This window comes from Bradyrhizobium sp. DN3 (genome assembly GCF_041357655.1).
Lineage (GTDB): Bacteria > Pseudomonadota > Alphaproteobacteria > Rhizobiales > Xanthobacteraceae > Bradyrhizobium.
In genome coordinates, this window is sequence record NZ_JAULLN010000037.1 from 12,467 (window position 1) to 36,448 (window position 23,982).

Annotated in this window: 13 protein-coding genes and 2 pseudogenes; 6 read left to right on the forward strand and 9 right to left on the reverse strand. The window is 57.9% G+C overall.

Annotated features, from left to right (window positions below; translation table 11 throughout):
* Positions 1–11: 11 nt before the first annotated feature.
* The 5 genes from cybH to AAE027_RS35170 all read right to left on the reverse strand — a co-directional run bounded on the left by cybH (position 12) and on the right by AAE027_RS35170 (position 6,340).
* Positions 12–722 (reverse strand): Ni/Fe-hydrogenase, b-type cytochrome subunit, encoded by a 711-nt coding sequence (cybH, locus tag AAE027_RS35150; RefSeq protein WP_370990501.1) that lies wholly within the window; start codon positions 720–722, stop codon positions 12–14.
* Between the two features lie 4 nt (positions 723–726).
* On the reverse strand, positions 727–2,517 hold the full coding sequence (locus AAE027_RS35155) for a nickel-dependent hydrogenase large subunit (protein ID WP_370990502.1): 1,791 nt from the start codon (positions 2,515–2,517) through the stop codon (positions 727–729).
* 13 nt (positions 2,518–2,530) lie between these two features.
* On the reverse strand, positions 2,531–3,631 hold the full coding sequence (locus tag AAE027_RS35160) for a hydrogenase small subunit (RefSeq protein WP_091882077.1): 1,101 nt from the start codon (positions 3,629–3,631) through the stop codon (positions 2,531–2,533).
* A 654-nt stretch (positions 3,632–4,285) separates the two neighbouring features.
* Positions 4,286–5,548, reverse strand: coding sequence for a serine hydrolase domain-containing protein (locus AAE027_RS35165; protein WP_370990503.1), 1,263 nt, complete (start codon positions 5,546–5,548; stop codon positions 4,286–4,288).
* Positions 5,549–5,659: 111 nt separating this feature from the next.
* The gene (locus AAE027_RS35170; protein ID WP_165405203.1) at positions 5,660–6,340 is read right to left on the reverse strand and encodes a molybdate ABC transporter permease subunit; all 681 of its coding nucleotides are present in this window, start codon (positions 6,338–6,340) and stop codon (positions 5,660–5,662) included.
* Positions 6,341–7,506: 1,166 nt separating this feature from the next.
* On the opposite strand from AAE027_RS35170, the gene dctA reads away from it, so the two are divergent.
* From dctA to AAE027_RS35190, 4 genes are all read left to right on the forward strand, one after another.
* On the forward strand, positions 7,507–8,820 hold the full coding sequence (gene dctA, locus AAE027_RS35175) for a C4-dicarboxylate transporter DctA (RefSeq protein WP_130212163.1): 1,314 nt from the start codon (positions 7,507–7,509) through the stop codon (positions 8,818–8,820).
* 1,095 nt (positions 8,821–9,915) lie between these two features.
* Positions 9,916–12,588: a PAS domain S-box protein gene (locus AAE027_RS35180; protein ID WP_370990504.1), complete on the forward strand. Its 2,673-nt coding sequence runs from the start codon at positions 9,916–9,918 to the stop codon at positions 12,586–12,588.
* The gene (locus tag AAE027_RS35185) at positions 12,585–13,268 is read left to right on the forward strand and encodes a response regulator transcription factor (RefSeq protein WP_091881579.1); all 684 of its coding nucleotides are present in this window, start codon (positions 12,585–12,587) and stop codon (positions 13,266–13,268) included. The genes AAE027_RS35180 and AAE027_RS35185 overlap by 4 nt, the downstream gene beginning before the upstream one ends.
* A gap of 46 nt (positions 13,269–13,314) precedes the next feature.
* The gene (locus AAE027_RS35190) at positions 13,315–13,740 is read left to right on the forward strand and encodes a response regulator transcription factor (RefSeq protein ID WP_130212161.1); all 426 of its coding nucleotides are present in this window, start codon (positions 13,315–13,317) and stop codon (positions 13,738–13,740) included.
* Between the two features lie 919 nt (positions 13,741–14,659).
* Here the strand turns inward: AAE027_RS35190 and AAE027_RS35195 are convergent.
* Both AAE027_RS35195 and AAE027_RS35200 read right to left on the reverse strand, forming a co-directional pair.
* Positions 14,660–15,487 carry an Effector protein NopP gene (locus tag AAE027_RS35195; RefSeq protein WP_370990505.1) on the reverse strand — a complete coding sequence of 276 codons (828 nt, stop codon included), beginning with the start codon at positions 15,485–15,487 and terminating at the stop codon, positions 14,660–14,662.
* 428 nt (positions 15,488–15,915) lie between these two features.
* Positions 15,916–17,880 carry a glycoside hydrolase family 127 protein gene (locus AAE027_RS35200; protein ID WP_370990506.1) on the reverse strand — a complete coding sequence of 655 codons (1,965 nt, stop codon included), beginning with the start codon at positions 17,878–17,880 and terminating at the stop codon, positions 15,916–15,918.
* Between the two features lie 1,056 nt (positions 17,881–18,936).
* Between AAE027_RS35200 and AAE027_RS35205 the strand changes: the two are divergent.
* A pseudogene (locus AAE027_RS35205) lies at positions 18,937–19,406 on the forward strand (transposase); the annotation flags it as partial.
* Between the two features lie 210 nt (positions 19,407–19,616).
* On the opposite strand, the gene AAE027_RS35210 reads toward AAE027_RS35205, so the two are convergent.
* On the reverse strand, positions 19,617–20,300 hold the full coding sequence (locus AAE027_RS35210; RefSeq protein WP_091881557.1) for a host specificity protein: 684 nt from the start codon (positions 20,298–20,300) through the stop codon (positions 19,617–19,619).
* A gap of 503 nt (positions 20,301–20,803) precedes the next feature.
* Here AAE027_RS35210 and AAE027_RS35215 point away from each other — a divergent pair.
* Positions 20,804–21,083: pseudogene (locus tag AAE027_RS35215) on the forward strand (transposase); the annotation flags it as partial.
* A 517-nt stretch (positions 21,084–21,600) separates the two neighbouring features.
* Here AAE027_RS35215 and glmS read toward each other — a convergent pair.
* Entirely contained in the window at positions 21,601–23,427 is a 1,827-nt protein-coding gene (glmS, locus tag AAE027_RS35220; protein WP_370990507.1) for a glutamine--fructose-6-phosphate transaminase (isomerizing), read from the reverse strand.
* Positions 23,428–23,982 lie beyond the last annotated feature (555 nt).

A 23,982-nucleotide genomic window follows, 5' to 3' on the forward strand; every position in this document is an offset into this window, starting at 1 on the left:
CCGCTTCCCAGTCAATCGCGAAACCCGCGCCCACCCGACATGATAGAAGAGATGCTACGGCCCGACATGATGTCTTCCCGGATCACGGCGTAGACGTGGACCAGCGCGAACATCACGATCACCCACAGGCCGAGATGATGCCAGGTATGGACGTCCTGACTGTTCGGCCAGATTGAAAATACCCAGCCGAACAGCTTGTACTGCCAGCCGTCAGTACCGGCGCTTTGCCCATAAAGTGCAAAGCCTGTGACGACCATGAACGTGATCGTCTGCGTAAACATGAAGAACATTGCGAGCTGAGCAAGACGGTTGTGCCCGACGCGCCTCTCGGGCTCAACTGTAATGAACGCATAGCAGCGAATCTCGTGGTACACCTCGCGCCAAAAGCACCTGCGCCAGAGCGGCACGCAAAAAATCTGCATGGCATGCGCGTTTCCCATCAAGGCCCAGTAGATGCGCAGAAGAAAGCCGACGCTGAGCACATATCCCGCCGAGAAATGAGCAAAGCGGAGATAGCCGAACAGGTAATTGCCGCTTGTCTCTCCCCATATCGCCGGCGTCCCGGTTCCAATGAGATAGCCGGTTAAACTCAGCATCAGAATGGCCGCCGCATTGACCCAATGCCACAGTCGCACCGGCGCGCAGGCGACGCCACCGCCGATGGGGCGTTCAGTCGGTGCCGCATCGACGGCGGCAAGGAGCTGCGGAGCGTTGTCCAGCATGTCTCTAACGAACTTTGACTGAAGCCATTTCTTGGCCGTCAGGACTCATCACGTGGGTCGAGCAAGCCAAGCACGGATCAAAGGAATGGATGGTGCGCAGGATCTCCAGGGGCCGCTGCGGATCGGCCATCGGGGTACCGATCAGGGAGGCTTCAAAAGCGCCAATATTGCCCTTGGGATCGCGAGGAGATCCGTTCCACGTCGTCGGCACGACACATTGATAATTGTCGATCTTGGCGTCCTTGATCTTGATCCAGTGCCCGAGTGCACCGCGCGGCGCCTCAGTGAACCCGTAGCCCTTGGCCTCATTGCGCCAGCTTTCCGGCTTCCACCTGCTGACATTGGCAGTTGCCGTATTGCCTGCCTTGATGTGGATTACCAACTTATCCTGGAAATGACGCATCTGATGCGCCGCCCACTGGCATTCGAGCGCCCGCGCCGCAGTACGGCCAAGCGTCGAGAACAGCGCAGTCAGGGGAAGATTGAGCCCCTTGAGCAGTCTCTCGGCGGGCTCCTTGAACTCGGCTGTGCCTTGCGCATAACCGATGATGTATCGCGCCAATGGCCCGACCTCGACGGCGTGGCCGCGCCAGCGCGGCGCTTTGATCCAGGAATACTTGCCGCCTTCGTCGAGTTCCTTGATATCTGTCTTGCTGCCTTTGAGTTTTGGCCCAAGTTCAAAACTCGGCTCGGTGATACCGTCCCAGGGATGCAGTCCACAGCAATCGCTGGGGTATTTATACCATGAATGCGCGACGAATTCCTGGATCTGCTCGGGATCACCATGGTCGATCGGCAGTATCTCCTTGAGATTGCCATCAAGAATGACCCCGCGCGGCAGCTTGAGATTTTTCGCGGAACAGTCATTGGCGTGTTCGGGGATGTCACCATAGGACATCACGCTTTTGCTCGAAAGTCCGCCGCCATGGAGCCAGTCCTTATAGAACGAGCAGACCGCGGCAATGTCGGGCAGGTAAACCTGCTCGACAAACTCGATCGAACGGTCGATGATCGAGGACACCATGTTCAGCCGCTCAATATTGATCGCACCCACCGCACCAGTTCCGTCGATGTTGATCGCGCAGGGCACGCCGCCGACCAGCCAGTTCGGATGCGGGTTCTTGCCACCATAGATAGCTTGGATCTTGACGATCTCCTTCTGGAAGTCGAGCGCTTCCAGATAATGTGCTACAGCCATCAGGTTCGCTTCCGGTGGCAGCTTGTAGGCCGGATGCCCCCAATAGCCATTCTTGAACGGACCGAGTTGCCCTGATCCGAAGAATTTGGTGAGCCGGATCTGCAAATCCTTAAAATAGCCAGGGGACGACAGCGGCCAGGGCGAGATAGACTGCGCCAGCGCGGAGGTCGACTTGGGATCGGCCTTGAGCGCGGAAACCACGTCGACCCAATCCAGCGCGTGCAGGTGATAGAAATGTACGAGGTGATCATGCACGAGCAGGCACAGCTGCATGATGTTGCGGATCGAATTGGCATTCTCCGGAATCGTAATTCCTAGTGCATTTTCAACCGCGCGCACGGACGTGAGCGCATGGGTGCCGGTGCAGACCCCGCAAATCCGCTCGGTGAACGCCCAGGCGTCCCGCGGATCGCGCCCGCGCAGGATGACTTCGATGCCACGCCACATCGTCCCGCTTGAGACCGCATTGCGGATCACATTGTCGGAATCGAGATTGGCTTCGACGCGCAGGTGGCCTTCGATCCGCGTCAGCGGATCGATGACGATTCGCCTGCCGGAACGATCGAGATTGAACCCATTCGGTGTCTGGACGGCCACCGTCGTCCCCTCCTCAACTCGGTTTGCTTTTGTGGGCTGCGCGATCCGGCTTGTGGGTCAACCGCTTCACGGCGGTGACCGCCGCATGGGCAGCGACGGTTAGCCCAACCGCGCCGGCTGCGGCCACGCCGATCTGGTCGGCGTTCTCCTCGATGCCGAACTGCTTGATGGTTGTGAGTCGGTCGTAAAATGACCCTTTATCCCAGAAGCCGTCTTCGGAGCAGCCGAAGCAGCCGTGCCCGGATTGAATCGGAAATGAAACGCCGCCGTTCCACCGAAGGGCCGAACAGGCATTGTAGGTGGTTGGCCCCTTGCAGCCCATCTTGTACAGGCAATAGCCCTTGCGTGCGTACTTATCGTCCCACTCTTCGACGAATTGGCCAGCATCGAAGTGGGAACGCCGATAGCACTTGTCGTGAATGCGCTCGGAATAAAACATACTTGGACGCCCTTGGCGATCGAGCTCCGGAAGCTTTCCGAACGTGGTGATGAAAGTCACGAGGCCACTCATGACCTCTGCGATAGGCGGGCACCCGGGCACCTTGATGATCGGCTTGTTGGTGATCACCTTATCGATCGGCGCCGCGCCAGTCGGATTGGGCTTGGCCGCTTGCACGCATCCCCAGGACGCACACGTGCCCCAAGCGATGATCGCCATGGACTCTTCCGCCATCGACCTGAGCTTTTCAACGAACGGCTTGCCGCCGTCAATGCAGAACATGCCACCTTCGTTCAGCGGCGGATTGCCTTCGACGGCGAGCACATACCTGCCTTTGTACTTGGCACGAGTTTCCTCCAGGATGGCTTCGGCCTGGTGTCCTGCCGCCGCCATGATCGTATCGTCATAGTCGAGCGAAATCATCGACAGCAGCGCGTCCTTGATCAAGGGATGGGCCGAGCGGATAAAGCTTTCCGAGCAGCAGGTACACTCGAGCCCGTGCAGCCAGATGACGGGCACACGCGGCTTGGTCTCCAGAGCGTTGGCAATACTGCTTGCGGCGAGCGGACTAAGTCCCAAGCTCGCGGCCGTCAAACTGCAGAATTTGTGGAAACTACGACGCGTGATACCCTGACGTCTGATCACGCTGTAGAACGTTTCCGTTGCACCAGCCATGAGGCCTTCCATGTGAGTTATCGTCGACTAGACGAATTGCTGACGTTCAGCAAGAAACAGGCCACCGAAGCGAAACACTTGACAGATACCAAGCCACCGCTTCGGGATTTGCGGATTGTCGAACCCAGCCAGCGAGCCACAAGCTGCGCCATTGATCTGTCATGCTAATGGTGTCCGGTTTTGGACGTCGATGTAAGCACTTCAACAGAGCAGCACGATGGTTCAAACAGCCCGCACCAAAGCGGCTGTCGAGCGACGAAGAGAAGCCGCAATGGATTGAGGCGCGATGCGCACGCTGCCTTCACCTTTTAGGTCTGATCGATCCGATCTGCCTTATTCAAAGCGACTCGCCGCACGGCATCGCTACAGGATCGTGGGCGAGAGCCTGGACGTTCAGAGCTATCATCTAGGAGCGTTCATCGCGCGAGCCAATCGATAGCACGGCGCGATCGTCTTGGCGCATCGCGTCACCAAACCCACTTGCAAGAGCTTCTTCGCGATGGCGGAGGCGATCTCGTTTTTGAAGCACTGGTGCGGTCCGGCCGACCGGATAGCAGGCGACGGCGCCGACTTTCAGTCGACATCGATCCGTACCAGCAACCCTGTCTGCCTACTACCCAAACCGGTTCATCGAGCCTTTCGAGGAAAAGCGAATTATCGGATTATTGCAGCATAGACGATATACTGGACTTGTTCGCGGTAGTACTTTCGGATTTCTCCGGGCGCTGCCGTTCCGACCACCACGACGAGACGCTCCTTTGGGTCGCAGAAAAATTGTGTCCCGTAGGCGCCGGTCCAGGTGAACTCACCTGGATTGCCCGGAACCGCCGAGAGACCCTCGTTTATGCGTACAGCCACTCCGAGCCCGAAGCCGAAGCCGGCACGGTGCGCCTCCACATTGGCGACCTTATTTTTGATCTCTGGCGCGAGGTGGTTGGAGATCATGTGGCGCACCGTCTTCGGACCGAGAATGCGCTGCCCATCGAGCTCCCCACCGTTGAGCAGCATTTGTCCAAAGCGCACGTAGTCACCGACTGTCGCAAATGCGCAGGCTCCCCCGCAGTCAAACTTCGTCGGACTTTCGAGGAGCTCGATATCTTGTGGCTTTCCCGTCAGCGGGTCGTCTGGAAATGGATGCGCGAGGCGCTCGCGTTGCGATTCCGACAAATGGAAAGTGGCATCCTGCATTTCGATGGGCTTCCACAGGTTGGTGGCAAGATAGTCGCCCAATCGCTGTTCGCTGACCTGTTCCACGACAGCTCCCAGCACATCGGTCGAGAAGCCGTATTCGAATTCCGTCCCCGGTTGGTGCGCTAGCGGAAGCTTGGTAATGGCTTCGATGAACGCCTGCTTATCGCCCCTTAGTGGCGGAGCGGCGAAATCGGGATAGAGACGCGCCACTTGGTCTGAGCTGTCGAGGGGCGCGCCATAGGTGAGCCCGGATGTGTGGCGATATAGGTCGTGGATGTAGATCGGAGAACTCTGCGTTTGAAATTCTAATGAGCCGTCATGCTGCGGCACTCCCACCTTCATGTCTGCGAATTCCGGGTAGTAATCCGTAAGCCTAGCCTGTAGAGGCAGGCGACCTTGCTCCATGAGGATAAGCCCCGCAACGGCCACCATCGGCTTGGTCATAGACGCAAGCGCGAACATCGCATCGAGCCGCATCGATCTTCCTTTTGCAGGATCGAGTTGCCCGTACGCCTTGTAGTGAATCAGCTTTCCGTCTCTGGCGATTGCGACTACCGCGCCCGGCACGCGTTTACTCGCGATCTCGCGAGCGAAGAACTCGTCTAGCTTGGCGAGGCGCTGCTGAGAAACGCCGACGTCATCGGCCCTCGCTTCGGGCAGAGGCGCGGAGTGCACTGAATTGAAGCCGATTCCAGCAGCCGCCGCGGCCATAACAAGCTTGTTCATTGTAGCCTCGCAAGGATGGATGATCGGCTTGCAATACTGCTGCTCGGTCGTGATCGGATATGTCTGGCCGGTAGGCCTAAGACGGTTCTATCCGGCCCGGTGCGCTTGCGCTCATGTGCCTCTCCTGGCACAGTGTCTGTCGATGAGGGCTAAGGTGAAGATTGCCGCAAAGGCGAACATCACCATACCGCCGGCAACCACACTCGCCTCGCGCCAGCGCGATGCTTGGACGTACTCTACGACGTACGCTGACAACACCTTGGTGCGCCCAGGAATGTTGCCGCCGATCATCATCACCACGCCGAATGTGCCGATCGTATGAGAAAAGCCAACCACGGCGGCTTTAACAAACTCCAGTCGCGCCAGCGGCGCGCTGATGGCAATGAAGGCATACAACGGCGAAACGGGCAGCGTAGTTTCCAACGGGCGATCGCCTATCGCAACAAAGGCGTTACGGATCGGCTGCACCACCAACGGCAGCGCCGAGAGAACCGATCCGACCACGATTCCTGCGAAGGTAAAAGCGAGCGTGCGCTCGCCCCAGAAAGCGGCGAGAACGCCACCCGGTCCGTGGGGGCCGAGCAACACGAGTAAGCAAAAACCGAGAGCCGTCGGCGGTAGCACCAGCGGCAGGGCGATCATCGTCGCCACCGCCTCGCTCAAAAGAGTCTTTGAGCGCGCTAGCCACCAAGCGAGGGGCACACCAATCACGAGGAGGATCACGGTCGTCACGCTGGCGAGCTCGATCGTGAGCGCAACGGATTGCGAAATCTCTGCCGAAAAGACATCCATGTGCGTCAGCACAACAGTGCGAGCAAGTCGCCGTATCGGCACAGTGATCGCCTGCACGTCCGGCTCACCCAGGGATGTGGCGCGGATCGCCCTTTCGTTGCGCGGCACTTCGTGGCGGCCGCCACATTCGCGCGCGTCGTTTCTGCGAGCAAGAGCAGCATCGCACGCCTCATCGGCAACTCCTGTGACAGGGCTGCTTCGATCCATCAGACGGCGGCAGCTCCTCGTTCGTCATCAGCAATTCCTGTGCCGCGTGCGAACTGTGGCGCGCTCTATGCTCAACGTGAGAGAAATTCGCATAGACGCCGACGGCACTGTGGAGTGGACCTAACGCTTTGTCAGATTTCTGGCATCTTTGTTCCCGAGCAGACAGCGACAGCCGCGCAACGAAACGGCTTGAGGCCCCGAGAGATGCCTGTTTGGTTTACCGACGGCTCAAACGCCGCACTCGCCACGCTGGCAATGGAACGGATCGCAGGAAGCCTGCCATTTGGCAGCAAGGCGAATGACCTAGCTGAGAAATCATCGTCAGCTGATTCTGCGACGCGGCAAAAGGTGCGAGGGGCCGAGAGCGAACGCCGCCTCTCGACCAACCTGCCTAATGCGCACCGTTAGCACAGGCCTGGAGACAAGTGCCCCGTGCACGAACGAGCTTTGCCGCTGGCGACACGCAGTGCATCCATCAAAGATTTTTTCGCGCAATCGAGTTCCTAAGCCAGGCTTCCATCGCGTGGATGCCTACAATCCAAACTATCAATTTTACCAGTGTCACGTACTGTTGCATCCATCTCAGCAGTCGGGGCATATCGATCACGCTAGAGTTTCCAGGCCGAGACGTGACTCCGCTAATGCGCGCAGCCGATCAAGATACGAGTCACGCTGCAACTTCTTCTTCGACCTTGCGAACGTGGTCCGAGCACTCAAAGCGATGCCACACGGAGATCACGGCTTGTCCGCGACTGCTTAATCGACCGCAGTTTGGGCATCTGGTGCATATCTTGCTTAGCGAGAAAGATAACGTAACTGAACGCCTGCCTTTGGAACGACGCGCCGGCTCTCGGAACCGTCTTCAATCGGACACGGCAAAAATGATGAGTCTCGCATGACGCTGTCGCCTCTCAACGACGCGGCGGCTCACATTCGAGTATATTCGGGAAGGAAGCGTCATGACCACCATGGCAACTGCGGCGCCCGCGCGCGCGTCGCAAGCTTGGTATAAGATTCTCTACGTCCAGGTGCTGATCGCGATCTTGCTTGGTGCCATGGTCGGTTGCCTATGGCCGTCCGTCGCGACCAGCGACTGGGTCAAGGCGCTCGGTGACGGGTTTATCAAGCTCATCAAGATGGTGATCGCGCCGATTATTTTCTGCACCGTCACATCTGGTATCGCGCATATTCAAGATGCGAAGAAAGTCGGGCGCGTCGGCGTCAAGGCGCTGGTCTATTTCGAGATCGTCTCCAGTTTTGCCTTGCTGTTGGGCCTTGTTATGGGCAATCTGGTCCAAATCGGCCATGGCCTTGCGGTCAAGCCGGATGCTGCGGCGGTCGCAAATTACGTCAAGCAGGCGGAAGCCTCGAAGACCGTCGATTTCTTTCTCAACATCATTCCCGATACCGTGGTCGGCGCCTTCGCTCGCGGCGATGTTCTGCAGGTTCTCCTGTTCGCGATCCTATTCGGCTTTGCGCTGATGGCGCTGGGAAACCGTGGGGAGCGGCTGCGCGGCATGATTGACGACGTGGCGCACGCGGTGTTCGGCGTAATCGCAATCATCATGAAAGCGGCCCCGATCGGCGCCTTCTGCGCCATGGCCTTCACGATCGGCAAGTTCGGGCCGGCAGCACTCGGCAATTTGATCGGTCTGATCGCGCTGTTTTACGCGACGGCGGCGCTATTTGTGGTGGTGGTGCTCGGTTTGATCGCGCGCCTCGTCGGCTTTTCAATCTTCAAGTTCATTGTCTATATCAAGGACGAGATTCTGATCGTGCTCGGCACTTCGTCCTCTGAAAGCGCGCTGCCGCAATTGATGGAGAAGCTCGAGCGGCTGGGCTGCTCCAAGCCCGTGGTCGGCCTCGTGGTGCCAACTGGCTACTCCTTCAACCTCGACGGCACCAATATCTATATGACACTTGCGACATTGTTCATTGCCCAGGCACTCGGGGTCGATCTCACCTTTGGCCAGCAGCTCACGATCCTGCTCGTGGCAATGCTAACGTCGAAGGGAGCAAGCGGCGTCACCGGCGCGGGCTTCATCACGCTCGCTGCGACGTTGTCGGTGGTCAACCCAGCGCTGGTGCCGGGCATGGCAATCGTGTTTTCGATCGACAAGTTCATGAGCGAGGTGCGCGCCCTTACCAACATCACCGGCAATGGCATCGCCGCCGTATTCGTATCCTGGTGGGAAGGCGAGCTCGAGCACGCGACGCTGCAGGCTCGGCTCAACGAGCCCACCACTATCGACACTACAAGCACAATGAGGTAGGTCCCGAATCTTAACCGCCGCCATTCGAAGACGCCTCGAATGCAAACGCAGCCACATCTCTCGTAATTCGAAGCGGCACAACCAACTTGACACGAGTCGGAACTTTCTCGCGCGATCTCCAGTTGCGCCTTGCTCCGCGTTGCGCCCCGGCAGCCGCCCTGAAAAGATGTCGCACGCGAGCAAAAGAGTGGGAGCTTTTTTCAACAGTCATTTTCAAGGGCGTTTTTCGCGGTCAAGGCTCCCGGCCATCTGAACGCTTGTGCACCATTTTGCCGAGCAAGTTAACAGGACTGCGACAGAACGTGTCCGGCCTGACGGACCTAGCTGTTGGTCCGCCTACAAATGCCCATGTGCGCGGTCACCGCATTTGCCTCGCCCGACCAACGACGTGGTAGCGATCTTGCTGGCGCAACTCGTGATCGTTGTTAAGGTGCGCGCTGCGCATCAGACTGTGATGGGTGTGATCAGCATGGATTAGATGGCACCTCGACGGAGCCGTGGCGGCTCGCACGCGGCTAGGGTCGGTTAGGCGTCACTGTGCGCACTTGGTTCCGGCTAGCCACTCGAGACAAGTCCTCCGCACCTACGCGTGACGGCCTGAACGCATAGGTAGCAGTCGCGTTACTTCGCCTTCGTGTCTCGGTACATGACCATTGCGCTTTCTTCCGCATGACCGATCGTGGCCGGCGAGATGAGTGGTCCGGAAGCTTGTCCCTCTTCTTTCCGGGTTCGGCGAGGCGCGCCTGATTGTTTTGCCTCAACGTCTTGGCTGACCTGCAGCCGCTGTCCTCGTACCGCTGGCTTAAGGGGGTTGTCCTCGGCCGCATCCTCGAGCGCCTGCCCGGAGGCTATCGGCAGCGGAGGAAAGCAGACATTTCAGCTTCGATTGCAGGCGTGTCAGCCTGCGCCATACTGGAAGGTTTAGGACAACTATACGTATGTCTGTAATGCGTTTTTTCTCGGCGCGTGCTCAGTACAGCAGCAAGCAATCGATCTCGGAACCGCTCACCAGCGGGTCTTGGTACCGAGGATTGCCCCATTTTTGCCTAAAATGTTATAGCTCTCCCGCCGGAGAACAGGCCGGACGGTATCAAAATGCGTAGCCAGATCAGCAGTTTAAAATGTTCAGCCCCTCAGTTTACCTTCGGCAGCATAACGCTGGCCGTGGTAACACTGGCTTGCTTGTACCTTCAGGCGCATTTTGCCGCGACGGCGTTCGCCTATTTGTTGGTGGTATTGCTGTTTTCGTTGATGGGCAGCTTCATCGCGTCGTCCGCGCTTTGCATCCTAGCCATCGTTGCTCTCGCTTACTATTTTGCGCCGCCGGCGTTCAGCCTGCGAATCGATGACCCCCAAGATCTTCCGGTGGTTGTTGCATTCTTTATTGCCTCGATTGTGGGAACGCACCTGATCGGAAAGCTCCGCCAGGAAAGAGAGGCTGCGCGTGTGGCTGCGGCCAAGCTTCAGCGGAGTGCGGCCGATTTGGAGGATCGCGAAAAACGGTGGCGCGCAATCTTCGAGCACAATCCGGCCATGTACTTCATGGTCGATGAAGCCGGCACTGTCCTCAACGTCAATACGTTCGGCGCGACACAACTCGGCTATGCTCGTGCTGAACTGATCGGTCAATCCGTGCTGGGCGTATTTCTTGAGGAGGATCGCGCGTTCGTTCGCGAATGCGTTCGGACGTGCCTTGAGGATATCGGACAATCGCGCACGTGGGACGTCCAGAAAGTCAGGAAGGACGGCTCGGTATTGTGGGTACGTGAAAACGCCAAAGCCATGCTCTGGGCCGATGACCAGCCCATTGTCCTTATAGCCTGCGAAGATATCACGGAGCGAAAGCGGACCGAACTTGCCCTGCAGCGGAGCGAAGCACATTTGGCCCAGGCGCAGGAGTTGAGTCATACAGGCAGCTTCAGCTGGAACGCCACTACGGGCGAGGCCTTCTGGTCAAAGGAAACATTTCGGATTTTCCAATTGGATCCTGAGACTGTCCCGGGGCCGCAGCTCGTCGTTGAGCGTACTCATCCAGATGATAGGGCTTCGGTTAAAGAAACTATCGATCGAGCGATGCGAGACCCGAGCGATTTCGAGCACGAATACCGGTTGCTACTACCGGACGGCTCGGTGAAGCACATCCATGCGCAGGCACGAGCCACGAGAACTGCCTCTGGTGACATCGAGTTCGTTGGGGCAGCTACGGATATTACGGCGGCGAGGCGAGCAGAACAGCAGCTGCGCCGCAGCGAGGCCTATCTGGCCGAAGCCCAGCATCTCAGTCACACGGGCAGCTGGTCCTGGGACGTCTACGGTCTAGATTTCGTGTATCGCTCCGCCGAGGTCGATCGTCTGCTTGGCTTTAACCCACAAGAACCGGTATCGATAGAGACCATTCGATCGCGCATCCATCCGGACGACTTGCCGCGGCTGCAGGAGGTGCAGCGCCAGGCGATTGAACACAAGGAGGGGCGGTTCGAATATGATTTCCGTATCCTTTTACCAGATGGCGGGATAAGGCGCATACACTCCGTTGCGCACGTGGTGGTCGGCAGCGATGGTAACGTCAGCGAGCTGATCGGAACACATATGGATGTCACCGAGCAACACGCAGCTAGGGAACGCCTGGAAACCACACTTGCCGCGCTGCGCGAAAGCGAACAGCGCTTTCGCGACTACGCCGAAACAGCGTCCGACTGGCTCTGGGAGACCGGGCCGGATCATCAGGTCACTCACTTGTCCGAGCACACCAGCGCTGCGGGAATTTTGGCGACAGGATTGATGGGCCTGCTTCGCTGGGACATTGCGTGCGACGTCGAAGAGGAACCCGAGAAGTGGCGGCAGCATCGGGCGACGTTGGAGGCCCATCTCCCGTTTCGGGATCTCGTCTACCGCACCGTGAATCGGACAGGATCTCCGATCTACGTCCGCACGAGTGGCAAGCCGTTTTTCGATGGAAACGGCAATTTTCTCGGCTACCGTGGCGTCAGCACTGACATCACCGCTACCATTCGCGCCGATGAAGCCGAACAAGAACTACGAAAGGCACAGGCGGAGCTTGCGCATGTGACGCGTGTAACGACGTTAGGAGAGCTGACAACTTCCATCGCCCACGAAATAAACCAGCCACTCGCCGCTATTATCAGCAACGCCGATGCGTGCCTCGGTTGGATGGGTCGCGAAGCTCCTGATCTTTCCGCCGCGCGCTCTTCGGTGGAGTGGATCATCGAAGACGCAATCCGGGCAAGCGAGGTGATCCGTCGTGTTCGTGCACTCGCGAAGAAAGGGGAGATTGAGATGGTGCCGCTCGATATCAATGAGGTCGTTAAGGACGTCATTGGGCTGGTAACACGAGAGCTGGCGAGCCACCGAGTGACGTTACGAACCGAGTTGACGGCCGCGCTGCCTACGATCCTCGGCGACCGGATTCAGCTACAACAGGTGATCATCAATCTGGTGATGAATGGAATCGAAGCCATGGACGCTGTTACAGACCGGACGCGCGAACTGCTGATTCAATCATCAAAGAACGACATGGGGCAGGTGCAGCTTGCCGTGACCGATTGCGGCGTCGGGGTCGCCGAGAACGACGCGGACCGCGTCTTAGATCCCTTCTTCACCACCAAGTCGAGTGGCCTTGGAATGGGTCTTTCGATCTGCCGGTCGATCGTGGAAGCTCACGGAGGGCGGCTGTCAATGGTCCACAGACATGGGCCGGGCGCGACGTTCCAGTTTGCCCTACCATTGCATAAGGAGGTCGTCTCGTGACAGGACGCTTTGACTCGCCAGGTGAAGGCAGCAATGCCGAGGCCTCGACAAAGGCGATCGTCTTCGTCGTCGAGGATGACATCTCCATGCGTCGCTCGCTTACGAACCTTTTTAAATCGGTTGGGTTGGACGTCGTTGCATTCGGATCGGCCCGCGAAATGCTGCAGAGCGCAATTCCGGACGTTATTAGCTGTCTAGTTCTTGATGTCCGGCTGCCAGGCTTGAGCGGCCTTGAGTACCAGACCGAGCTCGCGAGGTTGAACATACATATTCCGATCATTTTTATTACCGGCCATGGCGACATTCCCATGACCGTCAGGGCCATGAAGGAAGGAGCGGTCGATTTTCTCAGCAAACCGTTTCGCGATCAGGAACTGCTCGATGCCGTGGTTGCGGCGACCGAACGCGATCGCAAAAGACGGGAGGCTCAGCAGACCGTCGCGAACCTGCAGTCTCTATTTGAGACCTTAAGCCCGCGCGAGCAGGCGGTGATGAAACTGGTCGCTGCCGGCCTGATGAACAAGCAAGTAGCCGCCGAGCTTGGGCTCGCCGAAATTACGGTCAAGATCTACCGGGGACACGTCATGAAAAAGATGCGTGCCCGGTCGCTGGCCGACTTGATCAGAATGACTGAGACGCTGGGAATTCGCGCCAATCGTCCTGAACAAACCCAAGTATGATTTTACAATTTCGTCACTCAAGCCCACTTTTCGCCGAAGGTGGCTAATGCTTGCAGCCGCTATTCCCGCGTCAGGAGGGCTCGTCTTGTCCACGCCTTTGATTTCCGTCGTTGACGACGACGCCTCAGTCCGTGCGGCGACAGAGAACCTTTTGAAATCGCGTGGCTACATCGTCCAAATATTTGCGTCGGCCGAGGAACTCTTGCGGTCGCCGCAGTTGAACGAGACATCCTGTGTCATTACCGATGTGCAGATGTCGGCTATGAGCGGCTTGGAGCTGTTGGCAGAGATGCGGACGCGTGGTTACGACGCACCGTTCATTTTCATTACTGCTTTCCCCAACGACCGCGTGCGCGCGTCAGCGCTGGGCGCCGGAGCGATTGGCTTCCTTGCCAAACCCTTTGGCGGACAAGCGTTAATCGAGTACATCGACACCGCACTGAAGGCGTGTGGCGGCCGAATCGGGATCTGACGCAATCAACCTGCAGCGCTTGAGTTCATGTCCGATCTAACGCTCATGCGACGACGATCTCGCCACCGATCAACCTCTTCGCGGTCGGACACGCTGCTCTAAAATCAGGCGAGCGAGAGGCCAATTGTTGCCTTGTGGATGCCTTACCGACTATCGCCGGGCGGCTACATTGGTGCAGAACAACCTTGTCGCTGCGAGGGCCGGAGGGCACGCCAGCTCGACTCATTCTGCAGGTCGACGTTCAACGTAATGCTCACCCAAAGCAATCGACGACCCTAAGCACTTCTTAACTCCGTCTGGATCGAGGCTATATATTCCATTGCAGAGCGGAGCTGGCTGAGAGCGCTCGACAAAGCAGGAGATTGGCTGTGCGCAGCCCGACTGCAGTGACCACGCCAACGGAGCTTCGCCCAGGACAACCGCCTCACGTCTTGTGTTGAGGCTTTTCTGGTGAAAGAGCTCTGCACGATGCTCTGCTCACGACGTCGTTATGTCCGTTGACGCATGCCGACCAGCCTTGTCCATCGGGCCGCCGGTTCGCTGTGCGTTTCCTGCCCACCGACTCACGCCAGGCGCCCACGCCCTTACTACTTCGTAGGCGTCATCTGTAGAAGACTTCTGCCTCCAAGCAGTCCAAACTGCTCCGCGCAGCACGCCCGGCCCCTGGGCGGCCGGGCGCACTTTGGCGGCACCCCATGCAGGTTCTCGCCGCAGCGAGCATTGTCGCAATTGCCTTGCGCAGTGAGCCCCTACTTCCAAGGCGCAAACGGATCAGCAACCGCTAAGCCAAGGGGCACTGTGGGGGTAGTATTCTGAGCCGACTCAGAAGAACTCCCAGCCGAAATGCCAATAAACGCAGGGGAGCCCGGAGCAGGCTAGATGGGCCTACTCCATGGGGCCATATCCCGGGACCCCGTGGTCACATAAAATCATCCTCATAATCGTATGGTGAGGAGCTCGCTGGGATCTCGGTATCACTGCCTTCACTGTCGTCATCTATGGAAAGATACCGCGCAGCAGTGCCTTTTCGCTGCCATTCGCCGTCGCTATTCCTTATCCACTTGTCTGACTTCTCTGGGTCGAGAACCATGTTGTCGGCGTCAACCTCGACGAACCCCAACTTTGCCGCACGTGCTCTTGCTTCCGCATTAGCTGGACGCAAATTGAGCAGCGGCCGTTTGCCTTCCATTCGAAGTTGATGCTCGAGCAGAATATCGCCAGCGTTCTCGACTAGCGGATGAACGACCTGAAGATCTACGGTAGAGGTCGTCCCGGATCGCCCAGGAAACAGCTCCTTCCACCTTTTGACGTCGAACTTCGTCATGCTGTCGCCGCCTTCCATTCTTAGAAGTCCGACACTCTTGTTGCCCAATTGGTAGCTGAAGTATCGCGCATTCTCGGAATCTCGGGTTGTCCCGTAGTCTTTGGCAAGTTCTGCAGTTCGCTTTGCCTTGGCGGACACGAACTCGGAGTACTCTTGGGGGTTGTCGGCGATGTACTTGATTTCGTCGTCATGATAGGCCTCCGCGGCTTTTCGGAATGACTGACGATCGTTGAACTCCATTATGGGAGGGGTTGAAACGAGCGAATACGGTCTTGTTGCCGAAGATGAACCGCCACTCGAGCCAGATTCGGCTAAGCGCATATTGGCGAACGCATCCGCAAAGATGTCGGCGTCGATTTGCTCATCACTTTCGGCAAAGTGAGAGGATTGGAAGTAGGACGAGCCATTGATCCGATTATACATGGCGATTGGTGCTCCCGTCGGACATACATTTCCGCATCTAGTTTAGGCTTGTTAGGCCCAGCGGCGCTGATAGGGAGCCTGGCTTACCAAAACCTGACGTGGCTGCCCTCACGCTGGCTTGTCATAGAGCTTCCTTCTGAACGACACGGCGGCACGCTCGTGCCATCATCAGGTTTGATGAGAGGCCGCGAGCACGTCCGAGGATGCTCCTCCATTAGAAATCCGGTCGATCGATGATTGACCTACTGACGCCGGAGATCCGCCGGACCGCCTCATGTCCGGGTTTTCGTTTCGACCTTCCCGTGGAGCTCGCGGACGAGCCGCCTCCCATAGTTTTGGCCGGATTTCAGACTTTGACCAACGATATCGCCTGCGCCGGAAACGCAATCTAAGTTCGACTCGTGGAAGCGCGATCCGCGCTTTCGGCGTCAACGCTCATTTATCCAAATCCGCATTTCGCCTTCGCCGCGGTTAGCCCAGCTGAACCACGGAATGAATGTCAGCTGCTGCGCTTCTAGTTGTCCAGGCACTTTGTCGTACTGATAAAGCGCCGTTTCTTCGGAATGCGTGTGTTGCAACCGCGCCCCGTTGGCTTGCAGCAAAATCTTGCCGTTAAAGAGACCAGTTCCTTCGATAAGGGAAAACCGGCTGTCTGCATGAAGCCAAACGTTGTGTAACTCGGTCCCGTTGTCGACTTCCTCCAGACAATAAATTAACGGGCCACGCTGGATGGCCACCTTGCCGGCCAAATTGCGAACTTGTGGATGGCCGTATACGCGACGCACTTGCATCGGCAGCGATAGTGTGACGCGATCTCCCTGCCGCCATGTTCGGCGAATGTGCAAATAGCCCTTGCGCGGTTCGCAATTCACAGGCTCGCCGTTCAGGCTCGCCTGCGGCGAGCTGCACCATTCCGGCAGGCGCAGGGCGAGCGTGTGGGCAATTGGCGGCGCAGATTCGACGGCGATTTCCACCTCGTCTCTCCAGGGATAGCTGCCGCTTATGAGCAACCGCAGCGCATGTCCGTCGACGGATATTGCCACCTTATTACCAACGTAGAGATTTACATAGAGCGCGTCGGTGCGGGGCGTGTAGATGTAATGACCAATCGATGTGAAAAGGCGTGCGATGTTCGGTGGACAGCACGCGCAGCCAAACCAGCGTCGTCGCACCGGCGAGACATGATTGTAGATGCCATTAAATCTCAGCGTTTTGGGATGCACTTCGAGCGGGTTAACATAGAAATAGTGACGTCCGTCTAACGCGATACTGCCGAGAACGGTGTTGTAGAGCGCGCGCTCCATCACGTCCGCATAGCGCCCGTCCAGTTCCATCTCCAGCATACGGCGTGCGAACATCATCAGGCCAATCGACGCGCAACTTTCCGCGTACGCCGTGTCATTCGGTAAATCGTAATCGCTGCTGAACGCTTCGCCGGCGCCTTGCGAGCCGATGGCTCCAGTAACATAGATCTGGCGCTGGACCATGTTTTGCCATAGGCGTAGGCAAGCTTGGCGCTGCTGCTCATTCTGGCGCAGACGCGCGAGATGAGCTACCGCGGTCATGAGGTATACAAAACGAACCGCATGACCAGTTGCAGTCCGCTGCTCCGAAAGCGGCAAGTGCGCTTGGCTATACGCTTTGTTTTCTATCATCCAAGGCATGCAGTCTGATTTGGGGACGCAGGATTGCTGGCGCTTCTCGTACTCAATGTCGTAAAAGTGCGGCTCCGTGCCGCGTTGCTCCACGAAATAATTGGCTAGCGTGAGATATCGCTGCTCCTTTGTCGCTTCGTAGAGGCGTGCCAACGCAAGTTCGATTTCCGGATGGCCATCGTAGCCGTGCAACTGACCGCGCTCCGGGCCGAAAACTGTGCCGAGGTGGTCAGCAAGCCTGCAAACGACCTCCAGCAATCGCCGTTTGCCAGTCGCCTGAAAGAACGCGACACCCGCTTCAATCAAGTGGCCCGCGCAATAAAGTTCGTGGCACTCCGCTAGGTTGGTCCAGCGCTCCTGAGGCGCGTTCAGTATGAAATAGGTGTTGAGATAGCCGTCGCCGCATTGGGCGGCCGCAATCAATTCAATCAGCTCATCGGCGGCTTTCTCCAGGTCTGTATTTGGTGCCTGGCATAGCGACCATGCAGCCGCCTCAAGCCATTTTGCGACGTCGCTGTCCTGGAAAACCGTGCCATGGAACTCCCCTCTCGCACGTCCAGCGGCAAGGCGGAAGTTCTCTACCGCGTGGCTCGGTATCGCCTCGGGATCACGATCGTTCAGCACCTCCCATTGGTAGGGAATTGCCACTTCCCTGACCAGCTGCTGGCATTTCCCAATCAGCGGATCCGAGACCTGTAGGTTGTGAAGATCGACTTCGGCCACATTCCGATCATTCATCTCGTTCCTCCTGTGGCGAACGGACGCCTAGCCTGGCAAGCCATCTCACCACGATTGCGTTGTTGGGTTATGGCCCTGAGATTTGCGGCTGCACAATCGTATTCTCGGTGCGAGCGTTCAAACGATAGAAATGGAGAGGCTGCCCTAAGGCGCCGCACTCCAGACATGCGTTGGCAGCAGTCGCGTTCGAGGAGCGGGACAGCAATTCCCGTGCCGAGAATGAGGAGCGGTTCTTCTTTCAACCATATCTGCGGCTCCGCGGTATGAGCCCGATGCGATCGCTGGCCCACCGACCGGATTTGCCAGTCGTGCTAAATCTCGCGTCGCTGGTCGATCCTCCTATACGAGCGGGTCGGTTGTCGCTGGGCCAGATAATGGCCAATAGTACTCGCCTGTCGCATCTACAGCGGGCGCGCCGCGTCCTTCCGGTGCGGCGAACCATCTGCTATTGATTCTAGGCCCTGGAACTTGCGCGGGAATGTCCGGTTTCTAACAATCCTTTTGATGACAGGTAGCAGGTGGGAGGGCCGCGCTGGCGCGTGTGGCCCAACCGGATTGAATGAGCCGCTGCTACGCGCGATCTACGGAAGAAACTGGACGCTTATCCTAGCAATCGTCCCGGGGTCGAAGTGCATGCTCAACTTGCCCGACATGGAGCGGATGCTGGCAATCGGGAAAAGTAAGTTGTCGCGCGTATGCGCTTCCAGTGAATAAGCCGCGACGGAGAGGCCCGAAGCCGTCTGCACCGACTTGCTCGCCGGCTTCGGCAAGATGCGAGGATGAGTTAGAGATATCTTTTGTGCATCGAGCTTCAGGCTGATTTGGCCCTGCAAGGCAGATAGCAGGCTAGGTAACCAAGAGCCGACTTGGATCTCCCAACTGTCCGTAATTCGTCGTCCGTGGAGAACGGCTAAGCGATTGAGCTAGAATCGCATTTTGTCGTGTGGGCTGGTTTGCGAATGCAGGGTTTTGGTGCACCGGGCATCGGACTTGCAATTTCATTTCGGGATTCCGTCGAATCGCAGCCATGATTCCGTCGTCGCATCGGAGGTGGCGATGCGACCGAAGAAGCACAGGACGAGGGGATCGGGCGATCTGTTCCGGGCCAGGCTGGACCAGATCATCAATATGAAGCACGCGCTGCTTCAGCTCGCCGGCAAGGTCGATTGGAACTGGATCGACGGCGAGATCGCGCCGCTGTACAGCGAGAACGGCCGGCCCGGGATCGCGACCCGCTTTGTGATCGGGCTGCTGCTGCTCAAGCACATTTACGGCCTGTCCGATGAGGGAATGTGCGAGCGCTGGCTCCACGACCCGTATTTTCAGTACTTCACCGGCGAAGAGTTCTTTCAGCACGCCTTCCCGCACGAGCGCTCGGACCTGATCCACTGGCGCAAGCGGCTTGGCGACAAGCTGGAGCTGTTGCTGGCCGAGAGCCTGCGGGTGGCGCACGAGGCGGCGCGTTACGCAATCAGGACCTCAAGCGGGTCACGGTCGACGCCATCGTGCAGCCGAAGGCCTCGACACGTCGCGGCCCCTTATGGAATGCGTGGATTGGATCCAATTCGGCTACGCGTGCTCGCTGACTGGCGGCGAGCGGCCCAGCGCAGGTCGGCGCAGCACTCCGGGCGCGATCCCGCCGCCTAACACAAGCTCGTTTTGAAGTGGCGAGCCATTCCTGCAGCAACATACTCAATGAGCTCAGTAGTCACCAGGTCCGGCCTCGCCCACAGCGACTATTCGGCAGCCGACCCCGGGCCTAGATTAAGGCGTTCGAAGTACCAAGACGTGTCATCGCCGGACGACTCTGTCTCATCACTTGCTTCACTCGAAGCTCGCTCGATTCTTGCCTGAGCACCACTACTCTCGGCGGCGAGATATCCTTCACGTTTGCCTACCCGTTGCCATTTACCTTCAGCGTTATGCGTCCACTTGTCGGGATGCTGGTGAGGATCAAGCACCCAGTGATTCTTATCACTCACAGGAACAAAGCCCATCTGAGCCAGACGGGGCTCGATGCCTGGCAACGCAGGTTTTGACATAATCAATGCTCGCTCGCCGTCCTCCCGAAGCTGATGCTCCAGTAGAATATCGCCAGCGTTCTCGACGAGCGGATGAGTAACCCGAAGATCTACTTGGGATGTGACGGCGTTTCGACCGGGAAATTGGGCGCTGAATCGCCTTCCTCCTACCCGAAGTCCGCCTTCTGTTCTCAGAAGCCCAACAGTTTTGTCACCCAATCGATAGGCGAAATATCGCGCCTCGTCCGAATCTTCGTCGGTGTGACCGTGGGTTCTAGCAACGTTTGCTGCGCGCTCAGCTTTTGTGGATATGAAATCCGAGTACTCCAGTGGATTATCGGCAATGTGCTTGATGTCATCGCTATAGAAGGCCTTCACTTCTTCCCCGAAGGTATCCATGTCGATCTCTTCGATCGGAGGTCGGGAAACTACGGAGTACGGCCGTGTCGCTGCTTGAGACGAACTTGGGCCAGCATCGGGCGCCATGCCTGCAAGCCTTTCCGCAAAGCCCTCGTCATCTGAATGCCTCGATTCATCAGCCTGGGTAGCGCTTGTGGATTGGCTGGATGAGCCAACAATTCGGCCATACATCGGATCTCTCTCCTGTCGGTACGGTTGGGGGTGCTGAGCTCGCGCCGCTCGAGCTCTACCGACGATGGTAAGAGGTCTAGCTGACTATGAGCTGACGCGCCTAGGTTGAGCATCTGTCGCGCGCTCTTGTGAAGAGGAAGCTAACGCGTCGTCCGTGGAGAACGGCTAAGCGATTGAGCTAGAATCGCATTTTGTCGTGTGGGCTGGTTTGCGAATGCAGGGTTTTGGTGCACCGGGCATCGGACTTGCAATTTCATTTCGGGATTCCGTCGAATCGCAGCCATGATTCCGTCGTCGCATCGGAGGTGGCGATGCGACCGAAGAAGCACAGGACGAGGGGATCGGGCGATCTGTTCCGGGCCAGGCTGGACCAGATCATCAATATGAAGCACGCGCTGCTTCAGCTCGCCGGCAAGGTCGATTGGAACTGGATCGACGGCGAGATCGCGCCGCTGTACAGCGAGAACGGCCGGCCCGGGATCGCGACCCGCTTTGTGATCGGGCTGCTGCTGCTCAAGCACATTTACGGCCTGTCCGATGAGGGGGTGCGAGCGCTGGCTCCACGACCCGTATTTTCAGTACTTCACCGGTCCAGCGATGCCGCCAGCGTCATCCTCTCCGCCGTCGGGCATAACTTCCGCCGCATCCTCGCCTGGCTGAGGACTCTTTGGCGTCTCTTCCTGACCACCATCATCGCTGCCCTCAGCGACCAATCACCGCTGAAATCGTTCTTAACGGGCGACTAATTCCCGATTGTTATCGACCATTCCAGTCGAATGCCAGGAAGGTAACGCTCGCTGCCATTGGTGTCCTGACGTGATGACGCAAGCACGACGGAATCTGCTCTTTAGCTGGATGGGTCTATGATTGACCTGTTGATGTCGGGATCGTTCTCCTTCTGAGCTCGCCCATGCCATAGTGACGTCGTCGTCTCGCCGCTCAGCGGAGCACGGCCTGAGTCGCGCAACCATACGGCAGCTACAAGCAACTTCGGACACGGCAAGATCGAGAACTTGTCCGGTTCCGTCCCCACGAAATCGACGCGACCAAACGCGAGCCCAATGGCTCGACGCCGAGGCCTCAATGCTCCGATACTAACACTGCGGCCTCATTCGACGGTCACCGATTTTGCTAGATTACGCGGCTGATCCACGTCCGCGCCCCTTACTAGGGCGGTATGGTAAGCCAGGAGCTGAACCGGAATGGCATAGACTATCGGCGTAAAGCTTGCGACCATCTCCGGCAGCACAATGGTCATGAGTGTGTCCACTGTCGCTTCCAAAGCACCCTTAGCATCGGTGATCAGGATGATCTTGCCGCCCCGAGCGGCAACTTCTTGCATGTTCGAGACGGTCTTCTCGAAGACCTCGTCGTAAGGCGCGATCACCACCACAGGCACGGCCTCATCGATCAGTGCGATCGGTCCGTGCTTGAGCTCGCCGGCGGCATAACCTTCTGAGTGGATGTAGGCAATTTCCTTCAGCTTGAGTGCGCCCTCCAATGCCAGGGGGGCCGATGTGCCGCGACCGAGATAGAGCACGTCCCTCGAGTCAGCGATATAACGCGCGAGCTTCTCGATCTGCGGCTCGATTAACAGCGCCGCAGCAATCAACCGCGGCACTTCGATAAGCTCACGCACGAGCTTCGACTCATCGATCTCAGACAGCTTACCGCGCTCTTTGCCTGCTGAGACGGCAAGCGCCGCCAATACGATCAGCTGGCAGATGAATGCCTTTGTGGAAGCCACGCCGATTTCTGGCCCCGCCAGCGTCGGCAGAACGGATTCACTCTCGCGCGCAATCGTCGAGGTCGGGACGTTGACCACAGATATCGTGTGCACGCCCTGCCCCTTGGCGTATCGCAACGCAGCCAGTGTGTCAGCGGTTTCGCCCGACTGCGAGATGACGATGGCGAGATCTCCCCGGCGCAGAGGCGCCTCCCGGTAGCGGAACTCGGACGCTACATCGATCTCGACAGGCAAGCGCGCCAGCCGCTCGAACCAGTATTTGGCGATGTGCCCGGCATAGCTCGCCGTGCCGCACGCGGTAATTGAGATGCGCTGAATGGATTTAAAGTCGAACGGCAATGTGAGCGGCAGGGCGACGCGCTTGGCCGCCATGTCGAGATAATGCGCTAATGTCTTGCCGGCCACGGTCGGCTGCTCGTGGATTTCCTTGGCCATGAAGTGGCGATAATTCGCTTTGTCCACAAGGAGTGACGATACGCCAGACTTTGATGTTTCCCGCTGGACGACGGAGCCGTCTGCGCTATAAATCACGCACATCGTGCGCGTAAGAACGGCCCAGTCACCGTCTTCAAGATAGGTGATGGTGTCGGTCAAAGGCGCGAGCGCGATCGCGTCCGATCCTAGATACACTTCGCCGTTACCATGTCCGATCGCAAGGGGCGACCCCTTACGCGCACCGATCAAAAGATCGTCGTGCGCCTTGAAAAGGAATGCCAGCGCGAAGGCACCGCGCAGCCGGGGCAGCGACGCTTGTACCGCATCCTGCGGCGAGTAGCCATTCTTGAGATAAGATTCGACGAGATGTGCCACCACCTCGGTGTCCGTCTCTGATTCAAAATGGGCTCCATTCCGCTCCAGCTCGGCTCGCAGCTCGCTGAAATTCTCAATGATCCCGTTATGAACGACCGCTACATTTTCCGTCGCATGCGGATGAGCATTGCTCTCGGTCGGCTTTCCATGAGTCGCCCAGCGGGTGTGACCGATACCGGTACGACCCGACGGCGGATAATAGCGCAGCCGCTCCTCAAGGTTTCTCAGCTTACCTTCAGCGCGTCGCCGCTCGATACGGAGACCTTCGAGAGTAGCGAGGCCTGCGGAGTCGTAGCCACGATATTCCAATCGCTTGAGCGACGCGACCAACTGCCCAACGACCGGGCCACGCCCCAAGATGCCGACAATTCCACACATATGGATCAATGCTGCCCAAGTTAAAGAAGCCCGACGTTCCCCCTCACAGGAACCCCGTTATGAAATTCGCTTGCCCGATGATAACAGATGTCAAGTTCGGGATTTGTCGCGGCCGGCGCTATCGCCGCCGCATTCACAAGCGTGAGTTAGATCTCTTTCAGCCATCATCGCTTCGCCTGGCTACATTCCGCTTTTGGCTGCCTATCTGAGTACGAACTGCAATGCGGCCGCGAAAAGCGTGACCGCTTCGAAGAGAGCCAGATATGCAGGTGCGCTTGCAGGGTGGCGCGACATCCAATCACGGCACAAACAGACTCGGTCGGTTGCGACAATAGCTGTCGGCGTCGCAACAAGCCGCTGCGAGGACATATCGCGCAAATAGTCTGGCTCCATAGATTGAGGACATTCGAACCAGATCGGCGGGCCAATTATCCTACGACAAAGCATCTTGTCTTGTTCGCTCATCATCACTGATGAGCCATTTCACGACTTGCAGCTCACATTTCCAAGAAGGTGAGCAGCGACGCCGGCGAACCGAGCGGCCGTGAATGTGGC